The following is a 15,094-nucleotide window of genomic DNA, read 5'->3' on the forward strand; positions in this document are numbered from 1 at the left end:
CGTTCAATTAATAACCGTTAATTGGACGATTTGATACATCCGTGAAATTGTCCTTTATTCATATAAATTGAGTCCAAAAACCAGTGTACTAATCATTGTCTATATTAATTAAAAATACATGAGTTTTTAGGGGAAGGTGAAACCTATGAGGTCTGTTTAGTGAATTGAAATTAGTCAGGTGTGAGCGCAACTTTTCGAAAAAGGTAAGTGGACACAGGTATAACAGGACCGAATTGGATATTGGATGAATTAGAAACACTTCTGGGTGCCCAAGAATCTCCTTCAAAGGCTAATGAAGTAATCGATGCCCCACAAGCACATAAGAAAACACCTTCTGTATCGGGAGGCCTTAAGGAGTAATGGGGGGTGAAGACATAAAAATATCTCTCCGGACTAAAAGGACCGGAGAGATATTTTTTATTCTTTAACATCTATTCGGGATAAATGTGATTATCATTCAGGAGTATAATCCACGCCTCTTGTATAGTTATTGGTCGCATCCCACAGGAGGAATTCATCGACGCCGTTGTCATGGAGTGCCTGGATCTGGGCTTCCAATTCTTCGACACCGTAATTCAGATAGTTGCCGGCACCCAAGTAGGAGGCGGTGAAGTCCTGGATCCATGGTCTGGAGAGTGGTGGGGAATCTAGAGAATTCAAAACCTCATTTTCGACTTCCATATAGGAGTCGATGACGCCATATGGTTCAAGGTCAGGTGTCTGGAAGCCAAAATCCCCCGGACCCCAGTGGCTTGGATAGATCATGGATGAAATGACATCTACATTATTGGATATCTTCGAGAAGTTCTGTCCGATTCCAGGTGCTTCCGGTACTGTAGCGGCATAGCCGAAAATATCGACTGAAACATCAACGTTGTAAGGTTTAAGCTTTTCGCGGGCATATTCAACGAAATCGGTGACGGCATTGACGCGCTGCTGGACATCATCAGCATTCCCGTCATCGTATTCTGCCGCATCATAGTTTAAGGAGTCGGCACGGTGTTCAAATCCTTCCGGGAAACGCACGTAGTCGAATTGGATATCCTTGAAGCCGAGCTTAGCGGCTTGGATCGCAATATCCACATTGTAATCCCACACTTCTTTCAGGAAGGGATTAACGAAACTTTCGCCACGCCCATTTTTCCAGACAGTACCATCATCGTGGGTGAATGATAGATCTGGCCGGGCTTTGGCCAGGTTGGAGTCTTTGAATGCGACGATGCGTGCAATGGGATAGATGGATTCCGATTCCATCGTCTCCATCAACTGATTCGGATCGACGTAGTTCTGCATATTCTCCTGGGCCATTTCACTGGCACCTTCAAGCGGCATCATGATGTTTCCGGCGTCTTCCTTGACATCGACGACCATTGCATTCAAGTCTGTATCATTGAGGAGGGAGACGAGATTCGACATGCGTTCCCCTCCGGCGGAATAGCCTGTGACGAAAATGCCTTTAACGCCGTCTTCTGGGTAGGGGATGTCGACGCCGCTGTCGTATGAAAACTTATCAGGTATGGTTTCCGGCATTTTAAGTAGAGGTCCTTCATTCAGGTTCAAGCCTTCCGCTTTTGCTGCAGCCGGCATCATCAGACCAAGGATCAAACATAAAAGCATCACTTTACTCTTCATCTGTGTCTTCCTCCCTTGCGCTTTGGATATTAGCCGGATCGATCAGTTCGTATTCCTGCGCCCTTAATCCAGATACGATTTCTGAAAGGGCATCCTTTGTCCACGCCCGGTCATGCATCAACAGGTTGGCCCCATCATTGAGCAGTTCGGTATTGACCATGATGTCAGCAAGGGCATCAGCGTCCTGGTACTCGGCTTCCCAATCATAACCGTATGTCCAGTTCATCAATGTCATATCTTCATCTTCAGTCACCTGGATTGAAGCATCGGTATTGACGCCAAACGGTGCTCTGAAGAAGCGTGGGCGTTCTCCGGTGATCTCTTCGACCATATCATTGACCGGAATGATTTCATCAACCGTTGCCTGTGGATCCAGATTGCTTAAGTTCGCGTGGGTCATCGTATGGTTACCGATTTCGAATCCCATATCATAGATCTTTTGGAGCGTATCCTTGCCTTCCTCCGTATTGAGGTACATGCCATTGACGAAGAATATGGCCGGCGCGTCGTGTTCCTTCAAAGTTTCGGCCATCTCGAGTGCGTGCTGATCCGGCGCGTCGTCTATAGTCAGCAACGCCACACGGGAGGCGTCATCTTCGAGCGGCAGGATGCGATAGGAAGCCGGGTCCACATAATAGGCCTGTTTTGTCGTGGATGACTCATCAGCCTGTTCTTCACTCGCTTCATCGTTGGCATCTTCTGGAGCATCAGATGATGAGGCTGCCTCCTCTTTGGATTCGCTCGTCTCCTCTGTATCTTTTGCCTCAGACTGTGCATCATTATTTGAAGTTTCTTCATTGCCGCAACCGACGAGAAGAACAAGCAATAATGTCAAGGATATATATTTTACATGTTTCAATCAATTCTCCCCGCTTTCTTCCAAAGTGGCCAGAGCGGCCTGATGCGCATCTTCCAGATTGGTAAGTGCCTCATCGAGCGCTGAATATTCTTTTTGTACAGGGGCATATGCATCATTGATGTCGCCGACTCCATTTTCTAGCGCATTGAAGTCTGCATCTTCTGATGATAGTGTCTCGAAGACGGATTTTTGAGTGTCCAGTGCACCTTGATAATTTTCAGTGAAAGATTCTAGGTGCGAACGGAGGGTGCCATATGCATCTTGAACTGCCTTGTAATCATCATTGAGCTTTGAATCTTCGGATGGTAATTCGATCGATCCCAGTTCTTCCTGCTTGGAGATGAATGCTTCAGTGTTATCTTCAACCGTCTGTAGTGCATCGGCACGTTTACTGTGGTTGTCCGCGAGCGCTGAACCCTCAGCATTGAATGTGTCATCCTCAAGACTTTCAGTGAATACGGATTGCATTTTTGCATCGAGATCGTTCAATGTCTGAAGGCTGTCGGTAATTTCGGCCTTTACTTCATCAGTCTGCTCGATGGTCGACTTCAACTGGTCTTCCGGATTGCCGCAGCCAGCTAGAAGTAAAAACAACAGTGCGCCTGTTATATAGCGTATGTAATGTGTCATAAGGCAGCTCCTTTCTATGTTCTCTCTCAGAATAACACTCTATATTCATTTTTCATATACTATACAAGTTATTTCCAGAAAATTTTGCATGGATGAGAGATGGGAGGGAGCACCCTGATACCAGATCCTCCCATACAAAAACCCCTTTCAGTATCAATCTGAAAGGGGTATGAGGAAGGTGGCCTATTTAGGTTCTGCAATGACACCGCACGCGATACGGTCTCCTGCATCACCGGAAGGCTGCGTTGAATAATCATCCGTCTTTTCATGGATGACAAGAGCAGTACCTTCTTCAGTCATCACAGTATTAGCTGCCTCTTCATCCAGGCTGATCTGATCTGTCGTAAACTCCACTTCTTCCAAGTTTCCATTGGAGTCGGTCTTTATGTTGTCGAAATCGCCTGCGTGTGGGCCGTCCGGATCCTCTTTACCGTGGTTGGCGTCATTAGGGTTGTAGTGGCCACCGGCTGATTTGAAATCGGGTGCCTCACATACGCCTTTTTCATGGACGTGGAACCCATGTTCTCCTTCTCCGTCTGCCACTCCGTCACCGGTCAATTTGACTGTGACGCCAGCTTCGGCAGGGGTCAATGTGGCTTCAGCCACTTCCTCACCGTCAGCATCCTTTAGGGGTACGGTCATCTCCTCACCATTTGAACCGGCGCTTTCTTCGGTGCTTTCTGTTGTCGCTTCATCCATCTCCTGACTGGTGTCATCTGAACTGTCTTCACCATTGTTGCTGCACGCGCTGATTACAAGCAGGAGTCCTGCAATAAGTAGTAGTATCGGCCAACGTTTCATCATGATACATGCTCCTTTCGATAGTGTTTTTAGACGTTGAAATTCAAGCTGCAGACCAACTGGCGGGGGAACATTGATCATGCAAAATGGATGATGATGCATTTTGCATATTACAAATCCACCTTAACATAGATAGCCGGTGCCATCTATTGAAAGCATTATGATTTCAGAATGATCAATCAACTGTCCGACCTCTCACATGGTTGTTGATCGCTTTCTTCATCATCCGGATGTTGTCTTTATATGCCTTATAATCCTGGGGGGTGGCGTCCTGACTCCTATAGCGTGTTTCCATATAGGTGTCGAGCTGTTCCTGATCGATGAGCGTGTCGAGCTTAAGGCGGTCGATCCATTCTTCTATCGTTTCATTGCGGTATCGGCCCATGCCTTTTGACGCCAGCCATTTCTCGAAGTTGAAGTATACTTTTCTGACGCGGTCATCCGGCGCTTTCATCTTGTCCTGGATCGGCAATGCAGAATGTGAAACCGATGCATTGGCAGAAGTGTGTGCAGATGAGTCCTCGACAGTAGGCTGCTCCCTTTTTTTGTAGTATATATAGAGCCCGACAATGATGACCGCCGCAAGCAGAATCATCATGATCGTATCGAATGGCACATGATTGAATGAAGCGCCCTGATCAAGCTGTTCCTGTACCGATTCTCCTTCTTCAGCAGATTCTTCTTCAGACTCCATCTTCGGCATCTCCAATTCGACCTCCTCAAGTGCATTAAAGAGGGGACGGAGGAGGAATATCATACCGTTCAAAAGCAGCACCACCAAGTATTTCATGGCGAAGGCTGCATAATTGTAGATGAGGCTGAACACTCCTCCGAGCACCACAAATGTGCCCGCTGCCATAAGGAGGATGGAGATGTTCCTTTTGGCGGCATACCCATTGCCGATAAGATGGATCACCAGCCTGCCGATAAAGAAGAACAGCAGCAGAGTGAGGAATATCCCATGGAAAAGCTGTGTATGCGCGAGCGCTTCCGAGGTACCGATAAGGTGTGTACCAATCAACAGGAGGAAGGTTGTGATGAGTGCCGCAGGAGACGGATCATTATCAGAACCATCGTGCAGATATTCGAGCCTGAGTATCGGGACGTAGGCGGTGAGGAGTGCGGCCAGCCAGTTGAAACCAAATAAGAATGCGGCCACGAACAACACCGGCAGCATGAAATACAGGCGGTTCATATCAATTCGGCCGGCAATAAGGAAACTTACGGCTAAGGCGGCCACAGTGATTGCCACAAACGGCAGCACAAAGGGTGCCTTGCCGTTGTGGATATTGATCAGCACTATAACGAACAGCAGTGGGAACATGTCGATGAAATAGATATGGGCAAGCCGAAAAGCATATTTCAGGCGATTCACACGGACACCCCCCTCATGCTGTGCGCTTCAAAAGGGGTGACGCCATATGTGTCCAACTGGAATATATGCGCACCCTTTGCCCTGAACTGCGATAATTCGGCCTCGATGGCTGGGTCTGCCTGTCCTGTAAAAATGACATGGGCAGGGAGATCCTCATGTAGGCGCACATGCTTCAAAAACCGCTCGAAAGGCACGGTATAGGTGACTGCATTGATGCGTGCCAGCGCTTCAAGGGTTCTTTTGTAATGAAGGGCACCGCTGCCTTCTTCAAGACGGAAGAAAGAGCGGTTGTCGAAAGTGACCATGTTCGAGATGATTTTATAGGGAATGTTGTTTTCGGCAGCCTGATTGGTGGTGAACGCAATCTTTTCGAAAATGGTTTCAATGTTCTCAGGCGGCATATACGAGAGATCAGATTGCAGATTGATCAGAATCATCCAAGTGACTTTCGTCGTCTTCTCGTAGCGCTTGGTCTGCAAGCCTCCCGTCCGGGCAGACGCCTTCCAATGGATGTCCCGCATACTGTCCTGGGGCAAGTATTCCCGCGTCCCCGTCGTCAGCAGTGGATCATTGAACAAGGCGTTTTTTTGTTGGAAACTACCTTGGAGAGGAGGTGTCGCCATCCGGTCGTTATGGATGGCATACCGGTCCGGGTAGACGATGATTTCATGGTTTACAGTGCCGATCTGCTTGAGTTCAAAGGTGCTGAAGCCGAAGAGTTGGGGAATCTCCATTCTGGCGCCTATAATCTTACTGACCCCTCTGGCCTGACCGGTGAATGGAATTTCGATGATGACCGAGCTTCTCGGCATTACGGTGAAGCGGACTGAAGTCATGGTATGATGCCGGGTACCATTATTATGTTCGTCATCGAACCGGATGTTGTCGCGTGCTGTTATGGTTAATCTGCCGTCAAGTATCGGCAGCCGCCCATTTTGCACAATTTTGATGCGCATTTTCCCTGACTGACTCTTATACATGCGCATTTCTTTATCCATTATTTCAATTTGAAGTTTTTTTGGCATGTGCGTTCCGTAAAGATGATTCAGCAGTGCAAATGAGAGGAAGAGGCCGAGTGAGGCGATGAGCATTACATTCAAGTTGATGGTATAGAATACATTCAGCAAAAACAGGATGATGGGTGCCCCGATAAAAAAACTCATTGCCCTAGAATCCTTGAAATCTGCTTTAAACTTCATTTCTCGCCACTCCATACTCGACCGGCACTTCCAACGTGTCGATAATTTCCTGTGCGACGATTGCCGGGGTGGTGAGGGTGCTGCCTTCGATATTCAGGACGAGGCGATGGCTGATGACGAACGGTGCTATATACTTGATGTCTTCAGGGATGACGTACCCCCGCCCCCTTATGAGCGCAACGCCTTTGGCGGCTTGGATCAATGCAAGAGTGCCGCGCGGTGAGACGCCGATTTCGACGTATTCGTGTTCCCGGGTCCTATGTATCAAGTCAAGGAGGTAATCCTCTATGGTGTCATTCACTTCAACTTCCGATAATTCGTTCTGGAGCGCCACTATCTCGTCCTTTGTAAATATGGGTGCAATGGCATCAAGCGGAGGGGTGTGGCCATGGAGGCCAAGCATCATTTTCTCTTCTTCCCGAGAAGGGTAGCCGAGGTCGATCTTCATCAGGAAACGGTCGAGCTGGGCTTCAGGCAGATCGAAGTTCCCCTGGCTGGATTCAATGGGATTTTGGGTGGCCAGAACGATGAACGGTTCCGCGATGTTGATACGCTCGCCATCGATCGTGACTTGCTTTTCACCCATCACTTCGAGGAGGGCGGACTGGGTCCTTGGTGTGGCCCGGTTGATTTCATCAGCGAGCAGTATATTGGTATCGATGGGGCCGATGCGCAATTCGAATTCCTGCGTTTTTGGATTATAGATATTGAGCCCTGTAATGTCAGACGGCAGTATATCGGGTGTGAACTGTATGCGCTTGAATGTCCCACCGACTGCCCGGGCCACTGTTTTAGACAGCATGGTCTTGCCTGTTCCAGGTACGCTCTCGAATAGGATGTGCCCCCTCTGCAGTAGACTTACGAAGATGAGCTCCGCTATCTCCTCCTGTCCGACCATCACTTTACCGACTTCTTTCTTAAATGTCTCAAGCTTTTCCGTTATATTCACAATATTCCCCCTTTTTCTCATTACCATCATTCTAAAGGTTGGCTTCAAAATATACAATATTTTGAAATTTTTTATGAGAAGAAATATTTTAAGAATCAAAGATCGGTAATGGGGGGCATGTCTCTTTTGAAGCGGGTGACCCTTGCTGCAGTTTTATCGGGCTGCCGGTTTCGGTGCTCTTGATTGGTACCACTGGCTGCACAGAATGATGATCAGGGCGAGGTCTATGACATCGCCGCCATAATACATCAACATGGCACCCGCCTCACCCTCAGCCTGTGGAACGCCTTCAGGTGGTGCGGCATAGATCAGTTTTGACAGTATTTTATGGAAGCCAAGCGCAATGATGAGCACGACTGCCCGGTATATGAAACTGTAGCGGCGTGTGGTGATGTCGAGGTAGACGATCGACATCGTGAACAGATAGCCGGCAAGGAAGACATGCAGATGGATCAGTGCAAACAGCCAGGTGGATGTATGCATTGCTGTAAACAACCCGGTCTTGTAGAGGAGGAAGAGGCCGCCAATATTAAGCACCGAAGCCACTGCAGGATTACTGATGAAGTGGACATACTTGAAGTTTAAGATTCTGCTCAACTTGCGTGCATGCCGGACGGGGAGCGCCCGCATCAGCAAAGTCATCGGTCTGGCCATCAGCATAAGGAGCGGGGCGAGCATGCCAAGCAGAAGGTGCCCGAGCATATGGACGGTGAAGTCGCTATGGGAAAGCTGGGCGAGGGGGCCCACCAGTGCCGCCACTGCAGCCAAAACGCCAAGCGTCCAGAAGACGAGCCGGCGTGCAGGCCACCTACGGTGTGTCCGATTGGCGGCACGCATCAATATGGGGTAAAAGATAAGTGCGCCGAGTGCCAGGCAAGCTGCTGCCGCTTCAAACATAAGGAACGCCGCCATACTATCCATGCTGTGCATACTTAATTCGACCCCCTGCTGCGCTTTCCTGTATAAAGCAGCATGAGGCCTATCGTCAGCAGGATGACGCCGAAAATGTTCCAGGCAAGATCATACGGCAGGATATCGACATTATAGCGGACCTGATGGATCTGTAGGAGCTTGTGGTTGATGATGCCATCAAATAGCTGGAAACCGGCGAGTCCGATGAAGACGAAACTTGTCCATTGCCGCAGCGAAATTGTGCTCCTGCGCCTTAAGTCCGTGAACATGAACAGCCCCGCGACCAGTGCGAAAAGCCCGAAAGCGTTGAGCAGTCCATCCGACATGATTCCGATGAATGGGGTATCCCAATCATAGAAATGATGCCATTGCAGCAACTGGTGAAAAATGATTTCATCGACAAGCGCCATCAGACCGATGCCAAACAGCAGACCAGACCACGTAGCCTGACCCTTGAAACTGGATTGCTTTATGGGATTCATCATATCTCCTCCGATATCTGAAAAGAGTTTCAATTAAAGTACCCGCATTCTCCATTAAATAACCTTAAAGGGTGGATTAAAAGATGACGACTGTCTTAAGGGGGGACATTTATTTTGTAGGCGTTTACTTTCAACTTTGGTATAGTAGAAACGAAAAAGGAAAATTGAAAGGATGGTATGAATGCAGACACTGCTCCTTACCGGTTTTGAACCATTTTTGAAATTCAAGGAAAATCCAACAGGCTCGACCGTCGAATATTTTGACGGGAAGGAAATCGGTGGATTCCATATAGTTGGACGGGTCTATCCGGTGGAGTTCAGGACGCTCGGTGCCGAGGCAAAAGCAGATATCGAGGAATATGCACCGGATGCGGTAATTAATCTCGGGCTTGCCGGCGGGCGGCATACCATCGATATTGAACGCATCGCCATCAACTGCATGGATGGTCGCCCGGACAACACAGAGTTCGAGCCTGACGGAGAGAAGATAGAGGAGGGTGGACCTGACGGCCTTTTTTCAACATTGCCGATCAAGAGGCTTGAATCCGCCCTGAAATCCGCCGCAGTGCCGGCACGCATTTCGAATTCGGCAGGCACCTACCTGTGCAATATGCTCATGTATACGACGCTCTACCTATTGAAGACACAGCAGAAGGACGTCAAAGCAGGGTTCATCCACGTACCTGCCCATCATGAAATCGGCAGTGAACTCAATATACCAAGCTGGTCACAGCAGGACATCAACAATGCAGTTGAACATATCATCAAAAATATCAAATGAAAATCAGGAGGGCCAACAATGAAACTGGAACGCGTAGAAGACTACAATGAAATGAGCCAAAAGGCGGCAGAAGCCATATATGATAAAATCGTCAATTCCGACCGTGTGGTACTGGGTCTGGCGACGGGCTCCACGCCAGAGAAGATGTATGGGATTTTGGCAGGGATGCTGAACGAAAATAGTGTAGACCTATCCCATGTCTATACCGTCAATCTCGACGAATATGTCGGTCTGGCAAGCGACCACCCACAAAGCTATCACCATTATATGAAGAACATCTTCTTTGACCATGTCCCGATCCCACCGGAAAATACATTCATCCCGGATGGTGCGGCCACAGATCTTGACGCGGAAGTGAAGCGCTACGACCGTATGCTCGAAGAAATTGGCGGGGTCGATCTTCAGCTGCTCGGCATTGGACGCAATGGGCATATCGCATTCAATGAACCTGGCACTGCATTCGATTCCAGAACCCATGTGGTTGACCTGGCAGAAACGACAATCAAGGACAACGCCCGCTTCTTCAATACGATTGAAGAGGTGCCGACACGCGCCATCAGCATGGGGCTCGATACCATTTTGGATGCAAAATCAATTTTGCTGATTGCGTCTGGAGAAGGTAAAGCGGCAGCAATCGATGGCATGATCAATGGAGTGGAATCTGCGGATATGCCTGCAACAGTGCTGCAGCGACATGATGATGTCACTGTACTGGCTGATAAAGCGGCCATGGGTAAATTGTGACGGCACTTACATTGCATGAACTTGAAAGTGGGTGGTCCGGATACGATACTGTAACCCTTGGTATGGGATGCTTCTGGGGGCCGGATGCCCGGTTCGGGGCACTTCACGGTGTGTTGAGGACGCGTACAGGATATGCCGGTGGCACAACGCCGGATCCAACCTACCGTAATATGGGTGACCACACGGAAATGGTTGAAGTGGATTATGATCCAAACATCATTTCCCATGCAGACATTCTGCACCACTTCTGGCACAACCATAAAAGTGATCTTCCCGCCTACAAAGGGCGGCAGTATATTTCCCTGTTGTGTGTCCGGGAGGACCAGACATCTTCTGTCGAGGCGGTAAAAGCCGAAGTGGAAGCAGCAACCGGTGTTTCCATCAAGACGGAAATCGTGCCATTCACAGGCTTCACTCCTGCCGAAATACGGCATCAGAAATATTTCTTGAAGCGCCACCCGGGTGCATTGTCCCAGATCGATTCTCTGCTCGGTGATGAATCCGAACTGATGGATTCTACATTTGCAGCAAGGTTGAATGGACTGGTCGGCGGACATATCGGCCGGGTGGCCCTCCTCGCCGAAATCAGCCGTTGGCCCCTCCCACTCCATGCACGAAATGAGCTGAAAACAATATTGTCCGGCCTTAGATGGTAAGTGTCCGGCGACTTATGTGCATAGCTGCTCCCTCCAATCCATCATCATGATTCCATGATGATGGATTTTTGTACATATCGACCCGATAAAACTTTACGGAAACCTGGCCATGAGACCAAACCGCTCCATAAATCATATTTGAATTTCCAGTATTATAATGGAAGAATATAAAGCAAGGGGGGAGATATCCATGAACACATTACTTATTATCATCGCCACGTTACTTGCCATCATATTTTTTACGCCACTGTTAATCTTTGGCTATCTTTATTTTATAGATAAACACCAGGCCCAGCACTCCGTATTAAGGAATTATCCGGTGCTCGGGAAAATGCGGTATATGCTTGAGAAGATAGGTCCGGAGATGCGTCAATACCTCTATCATAATGACAATGAGGGTAGCCCTTTCAATCGGAACGAATTCATCTTCGTCAATAAGGCAGCAAAATATAAAGACAGGATGCTGGGCTTTGGTTCGGAGAGGGATTTCGAGAAGCCGGGGCTCTACCTCGTCAATAAAATGTTTCCGCTGCAACACAGTGAGCTTAAGATAGATCAGAGTAGAAAGGTCAATACGAAGTTATATCAGATTACCCAGGAAGGGTTCATCAGCCGTGACGAACACCGGGAAGATAAAGTGATCGATCCGTATCTGTTGAGCGATGAAGATGCCATCGTGATCGGCCGTCACACGGCAGCCGAGCCATTTCAGGTAAAAGGACTCATCGGCCAGTCTGCAATGAGCTTCGGATCACTCGGCAGCCATGCCATAACGGCACTGTCGGAAGGGCTCGGCATGGCAGGTGGCACCTGGATGAATACCGGTGAGGGCAGCGTGTCCCCCTACCACGAAAAAGGGGATGTGGACCTGATCATGCAGATCAGCTCAGGGCTCTTCGGCGTCCGTACTAAAGAAGGGGCGTTCTCCTGGGAAGCATTCAAGGAGAAGAGTGCAAAAAAGAATGTAAAGGCATTCGAGCTGAAGCTCGCCCAAGGCGCCAAGCCCCGGGGTGGGCATCTTGCAGCGAACAAAGTCACTGAAGAAATAGCAGAAATCCGTACGTTGACACCATGGGAGGAAGTCGACAGTCCCAACCGTTTCGAAAACATCAATGATACTGGGGAACTGCTTGATTTCCTGAACCAATTGCGTGAAGTCGGCGGCAAGCCCGTAGGGATTAAAATGACTGTCGGCAATGAAGCGGAAGTGGAGGATATGGTAAAGGTCATGGTGGAAAAAGATATCATTCCTGACTTCATAACCGTCGACGGCGGCAACGGCGGTTCAGGGGCGACCTACTATGAAATGGCCGCTTCTGTGGGCTTGCCGACATTTGCAGCACTTCCCTATGTGGACCAGCTGCTTGAAAAATATGGCCTCCGGGAACGCACGCTGATCATCGCCTCCGGCCAACTCGTCACGCCGGATAAAGTTGCGATGGCCCTTGCCATGGGTGCAGATCTGGTGAACATCGCACGGGGATTCATGATGAGTACAGGGTGCATCAGATCCCATAGGTGTCATACGAATACATGTCCGGTCGGAGTGGCAACCACCGATCCGAAACTAGAGCGGGCACTCGATATCGATGAGAAGAAGTACCGTGTATGCAACTACTTGATTTCGATGAGGGAAGGACTGTTCGACTTGGCGGCGATAGCGGGTATCGATTCCCCGACCAAATTCACCAAAGAACACCTCATCTATAAGGAACAGTTCAAAGTGCACGGGGGATGACACTGATGGCATATGAAAAGACAGCTCAATTGAGCTGTCTTTTATTCTTTCCGTATACGTTTCAAGTTTTTGAATATCCCGCCGGAAGTCGACAGGACACTGTTGCGGTAGATGCTTGCAGCCAATATGACTGCGAGCGCAATCGAAACGATCAGTATGGCGACGCCGATGAGCAGTGTCATCTGGCTCGTCTCAGCATGCATTGCACGGAGCGGCATGACGAATGGCGTGAAGAACGGGAAAAAACTCGAAACTTTGACGAGCATGTTGTCCGCTTCACCCCAGATGTTGAAGATGGCGATATAGAAGCCGCCAAGGGCAAGCATCGTTACCGGCAGCAGCGCCTGCTGCAAGTCTTCCATGCGGCTGATGAATGAACCAAGCATCGCAGAGAGTGATAAGTAGAGCACAAGCCCGAGTACAAGATAGATGCCGGAATATACAATTAATGCCGCCGTTTGCTCATTAGCTTCCAGTCCAAGGTCACCAATGATGCTGCCGAAGTCGAAAATCCAGACTGCAGCAACGATGGCCAGGAGGAATATGAACAGCTGGGTCAGGCTGACCAGGATCATAGCGCTTATCTTCGCCAACAGATGGGTGACCGGCGGTACGCTTGATACAATCATCTCGATGACGCGCGATGTCTTCTCCATCGCAACCTCAGTGCCGATCTGACTGGCATAGTTGATGATGATGAAGAACATGACGATGACTGTGACGTAGAAGACTACAGCGTTCAGCGGATTGACCTCAGGCGTGTCGCCTGGGGCTGAGCCCCCGTCATCCGCCGAACCGCTTTCTGAAGCGATATCATAACTGATGTCAGGGGTTGCGTTCAGGCGCTGTGCTTCTTCCTCGGACAAGTTGAGTGCCATGATCGTATTGCTGCGCTGGACTTGAGCGAGTGCGGTTTCGATTTTATTGACCTGTTCGGATGGAATTTCATTATCGCTGTGGAGGGTGACCGCTAAAGGTGCCGTCTCTTCGATTGAAAGGTGCACTTCCGCACTACCCACGTCGCCTTCATAAGGTTTCACCGTCATACCTGAATCGAGCGCATCCATCGCACCTTTAAATTGGCTATAGAACGCTTCGTCGCCTTCTACCTTGACGGCGGTCACTTCTTCAGATGAATCGAAGAAGTCGATTATTTTATCGAAGTTCGCTCCGATGAAGATCACAAGCACTATAATCAGCGTGCTGATGATGAAGGATTTTGCGCGAATTTTGGAGGAATAGGTCTGTAGGAAAGTCGCCATAAATTTACTCATATCCCATAACCCACCTTTGAAATGAAAATATCGTTGATCGATGGTTCGTTGACTTGGAAACGCTTGAAGTAGCCAAGTTTGACGATCTCATTGAAAATCGGCTCCGCATAGCTTTCATCTTCGATCTTCAATATGTATCTGTTGCGGATCTGTTTCATGTCGATGACTCCAGGCATGTCCTTTAGGAAGGAGATGTCATGTTCACCTTCGATGATGATTTCCTTTTGGCCGAAGTCTTTGCGTATTTCGTCGATCCTGCCGCTGACGACCTGACGCCCCTTGTTCAGGATGCACATGGATTCACACAGCTCTTCAACATGTTCCATGCGATGTGTGCTGAAAATGATGGTGGCACCGCGGCTGTTGAGTTCTTTGACGGCGCTCTTCAATATTTCGACGTTGACTGGATCGAGGCCACTGAAAGGTTCATCGAGTATGATGAGTTTTGGATCATGGATGATCGAGGCGATGAGCTGGATCTTCTGCTGATTCCCTTTTGAGAGCTTTTCAATGCGCTTCGTCCGGTTCTCCGGCACTTCAAAGCGTTCAAGCCATTCGTCAAGTCGTCTGTCCGCATCCTGTTTAGACATTCCTTTGAGTTGGCCTAGGTAGCGTATCTGTTCGTCCACCTTCAATTTTGGATGCAGGCCCCGTTCCTCCGGCAGGTAGCCGATCTGATTGGTTACATTATAGTCGATCTTTTCACCGTTGTAGGTGATATGCCCTTCACTTGGCTGGAGCAGGCCGAGGATCATGCGGAAAGTGGTTGTTTTACCTGCTCCGTTCCCCCCTAGAAAACCATACATGCTGCCTGTTGGCACATTGAGATCGATTTGGTCTACTGCTGTTTGCCCATTGAAGCTTTTCGAGAGTCCCGAAAGTTCCAAAGTCATTGACGTTCCCCCTTTGCATAATATAAAAATAGTTTATCATAGAGCAAAATGATTTAGTAGGTTCTCCCCAGTGAAGTGTGTTGATTTCTTCCTCTAACGTAGGATCTCTTTTTATTTCTAAGCTGGGGGACGACACTCCATACGGATCCGGAGATCGAAATGATACATA

Annotated in this window: 15 protein-coding genes; 4 read left to right on the forward strand and 11 right to left on the reverse strand. The window is 48.8% G+C overall.

Annotation, left to right across the window (positions count from 1 at the left end; translation table 11 throughout):
- Positions 1–453: 453 nt before the first annotated feature.
- From ACFFLE_RS03740 to ACFFLE_RS03780, 9 genes are all read right to left on the reverse strand, one after another.
- A complete protein-coding gene (locus tag ACFFLE_RS03740) occupies positions 454–1,632 on the reverse strand; it encodes a putative glycoside hydrolase (protein ID WP_380569811.1) in 1,179 nt (392 codons plus the stop codon).
- Positions 1,622–2,491 carry a polysaccharide deacetylase family protein gene (locus tag ACFFLE_RS03745; RefSeq protein WP_380569812.1) on the reverse strand — a complete coding sequence of 290 codons (870 nt, stop codon included), beginning with the start codon at positions 2,489–2,491 and terminating at the stop codon, positions 1,622–1,624. Before ACFFLE_RS03745 ends, ACFFLE_RS03740 begins: the two co-directional genes overlap by 11 nt.
- Complete coding sequence (locus ACFFLE_RS03750; RefSeq protein WP_380569813.1) at positions 2,492–3,121, reverse strand: YkyA family protein; 630 nt, start codon at positions 3,119–3,121, stop codon at positions 2,492–2,494. It abuts the gene before it with no gap.
- Positions 3,122–3,304: 183 nt separating this feature from the next.
- Complete coding sequence (locus ACFFLE_RS03755) at positions 3,305–3,925, reverse strand: superoxide dismutase family protein (RefSeq protein ID WP_380569814.1); 621 nt, start codon at positions 3,923–3,925, stop codon at positions 3,305–3,307.
- Between the two features lie 172 nt (positions 3,926–4,097).
- The gene (locus ACFFLE_RS03760; RefSeq protein WP_380569815.1) at positions 4,098–5,297 is read right to left on the reverse strand and encodes a hypothetical protein; all 1,200 of its coding nucleotides are present in this window, start codon (positions 5,295–5,297) and stop codon (positions 4,098–4,100) included.
- A complete protein-coding gene (locus ACFFLE_RS03765) occupies positions 5,294–6,496 on the reverse strand; it encodes a DUF58 domain-containing protein (RefSeq protein ID WP_380569816.1) in 1,203 nt (400 codons plus the stop codon). The genes ACFFLE_RS03760 and ACFFLE_RS03765 overlap by 4 nt, the downstream gene beginning before the upstream one ends.
- Positions 6,486–7,445 carry an AAA family ATPase gene (locus tag ACFFLE_RS03770; protein ID WP_380569817.1) on the reverse strand — a complete coding sequence of 320 codons (960 nt, stop codon included), beginning with the start codon at positions 7,443–7,445 and terminating at the stop codon, positions 6,486–6,488. Before ACFFLE_RS03770 ends, ACFFLE_RS03765 begins: the two co-directional genes overlap by 11 nt.
- A 153-nt stretch (positions 7,446–7,598) precedes the next feature.
- Entirely contained in the window at positions 7,599–8,375 is a 777-nt protein-coding gene (locus ACFFLE_RS03775; protein WP_380569818.1) for a cytochrome c oxidase assembly protein, read from the reverse strand.
- 2 nt (positions 8,376–8,377) lie between these two features.
- The gene (locus ACFFLE_RS03780) at positions 8,378–8,842 is read right to left on the reverse strand and encodes a DUF2243 domain-containing protein (RefSeq protein WP_380569819.1); all 465 of its coding nucleotides are present in this window, start codon (positions 8,840–8,842) and stop codon (positions 8,378–8,380) included.
- 178 nt (positions 8,843–9,020) lie between these two features.
- Between ACFFLE_RS03780 and ACFFLE_RS03785 the strand changes: the two genes are divergently transcribed.
- The 4 genes from ACFFLE_RS03785 (at position 9,021) to ACFFLE_RS03800 (ending at position 12,758) form a co-directional block, all read left to right on the forward strand.
- Positions 9,021–9,620, forward strand: coding sequence for a pyroglutamyl-peptidase I (locus ACFFLE_RS03785; RefSeq protein ID WP_380569820.1), 600 nt, complete (start codon positions 9,021–9,023; stop codon positions 9,618–9,620).
- Positions 9,621–9,638: 18 nt separating this feature from the next.
- The gene (nagB, locus tag ACFFLE_RS03790) at positions 9,639–10,364 is read left to right on the forward strand and encodes a glucosamine-6-phosphate deaminase (protein ID WP_380569821.1); all 726 of its coding nucleotides are present in this window, start codon (positions 9,639–9,641) and stop codon (positions 10,362–10,364) included.
- A complete protein-coding gene (locus tag ACFFLE_RS03795; RefSeq protein WP_380569822.1) occupies positions 10,361–11,020 on the forward strand; it encodes a peptide-methionine (S)-S-oxide reductase MsrA in 660 nt (219 codons plus the stop codon). Before nagB ends, ACFFLE_RS03795 begins: the two co-directional genes overlap by 4 nt.
- Positions 11,021–11,210: 190 nt before the next feature.
- Positions 11,211–12,758 (forward strand): glutamate synthase-related protein, encoded by a 1,548-nt coding sequence (locus ACFFLE_RS03800; RefSeq protein WP_380569823.1) that lies wholly within the window; start codon positions 11,211–11,213, stop codon positions 12,756–12,758.
- A 41-nt stretch (positions 12,759–12,799) separates the two neighbouring features.
- On the opposite strand, the gene ACFFLE_RS03805 is transcribed toward ACFFLE_RS03800, so the two are convergent.
- Positions 12,800–14,032, reverse strand: a complete 1,233-nt coding sequence (locus ACFFLE_RS03805) for an ABC transporter permease (protein WP_380569824.1) — start codon at positions 14,030–14,032, stop codon at positions 12,800–12,802.
- Positions 14,029–14,925, reverse strand: coding sequence for an ABC transporter ATP-binding protein (locus ACFFLE_RS03810; RefSeq protein ID WP_380569825.1), 897 nt, complete (start codon positions 14,923–14,925; stop codon positions 14,029–14,031). Before ACFFLE_RS03810 ends, ACFFLE_RS03805 begins: the two co-directional genes overlap by 4 nt.
- Positions 14,926–15,094: the final 169 nt, after the last annotated feature.

Origin of the sequence: Salinicoccus siamensis, from assembly GCF_042429615.1 — a bacterium.
Lineage (GTDB): Bacteria > Bacillota > Bacilli > Staphylococcales > Salinicoccaceae > Salinicoccus > Salinicoccus siamensis.

Coding starts and splice junctions, on each gene's coding strand:
- ACFFLE_RS03740 (WP_380569811.1), bottom strand. CDS start 1,632: ATGAAGAGTAAAGTGATGCTTTTATGTTTGATCCTTGGTCTGATGATG.
- ACFFLE_RS03750 (WP_380569813.1), bottom strand. CDS start 3,121: ATGACACATTACATACGCTATATAACAGGCGCACTGTTGTTTTTACTT.
- ACFFLE_RS03755 (WP_380569814.1), bottom strand. CDS start 3,925: ATGATGAAACGTTGGCCGATACTACTACTTATTGCAGGACTCCTGCTT.
- ACFFLE_RS03765 (WP_380569816.1), bottom strand. CDS start 6,496: ATGAAGTTTAAAGCAGATTTCAAGGATTCTAGGGCAATGAGTTTTTTT.
- ACFFLE_RS03775 (WP_380569818.1), bottom strand. CDS start 8,375: ATGCACAGCATGGATAGTATGGCGGCGTTCCTTATGTTTGAAGCGGCA.
- ACFFLE_RS03780 (WP_380569819.1), bottom strand. CDS start 8,842: ATGATGAATCCCATAAAGCAATCCAGTTTCAAGGGTCAGGCTACGTGG.
- ACFFLE_RS03785 (WP_380569820.1), top strand. CDS start 9,021: ATGCAGACACTGCTCCTTACCGGTTTTGAACCATTTTTGAAATTCAAG.
- nagB (WP_380569821.1), top strand. CDS start 9,639: ATGAAACTGGAACGCGTAGAAGACTACAATGAAATGAGCCAAAAGGCG.
- ACFFLE_RS03800 (WP_380569823.1), top strand. CDS start 11,211: ATGAACACATTACTTATTATCATCGCCACGTTACTTGCCATCATATTT.
- ACFFLE_RS03805 (WP_380569824.1), bottom strand. CDS start 14,032: ATGAGTAAATTTATGGCGACTTTCCTACAGACCTATTCCTCCAAAATT.
- ACFFLE_RS03810 (WP_380569825.1), bottom strand. CDS start 14,925: ATGACTTTGGAACTTTCGGGACTCTCGAAAAGCTTCAATGGGCAAACA.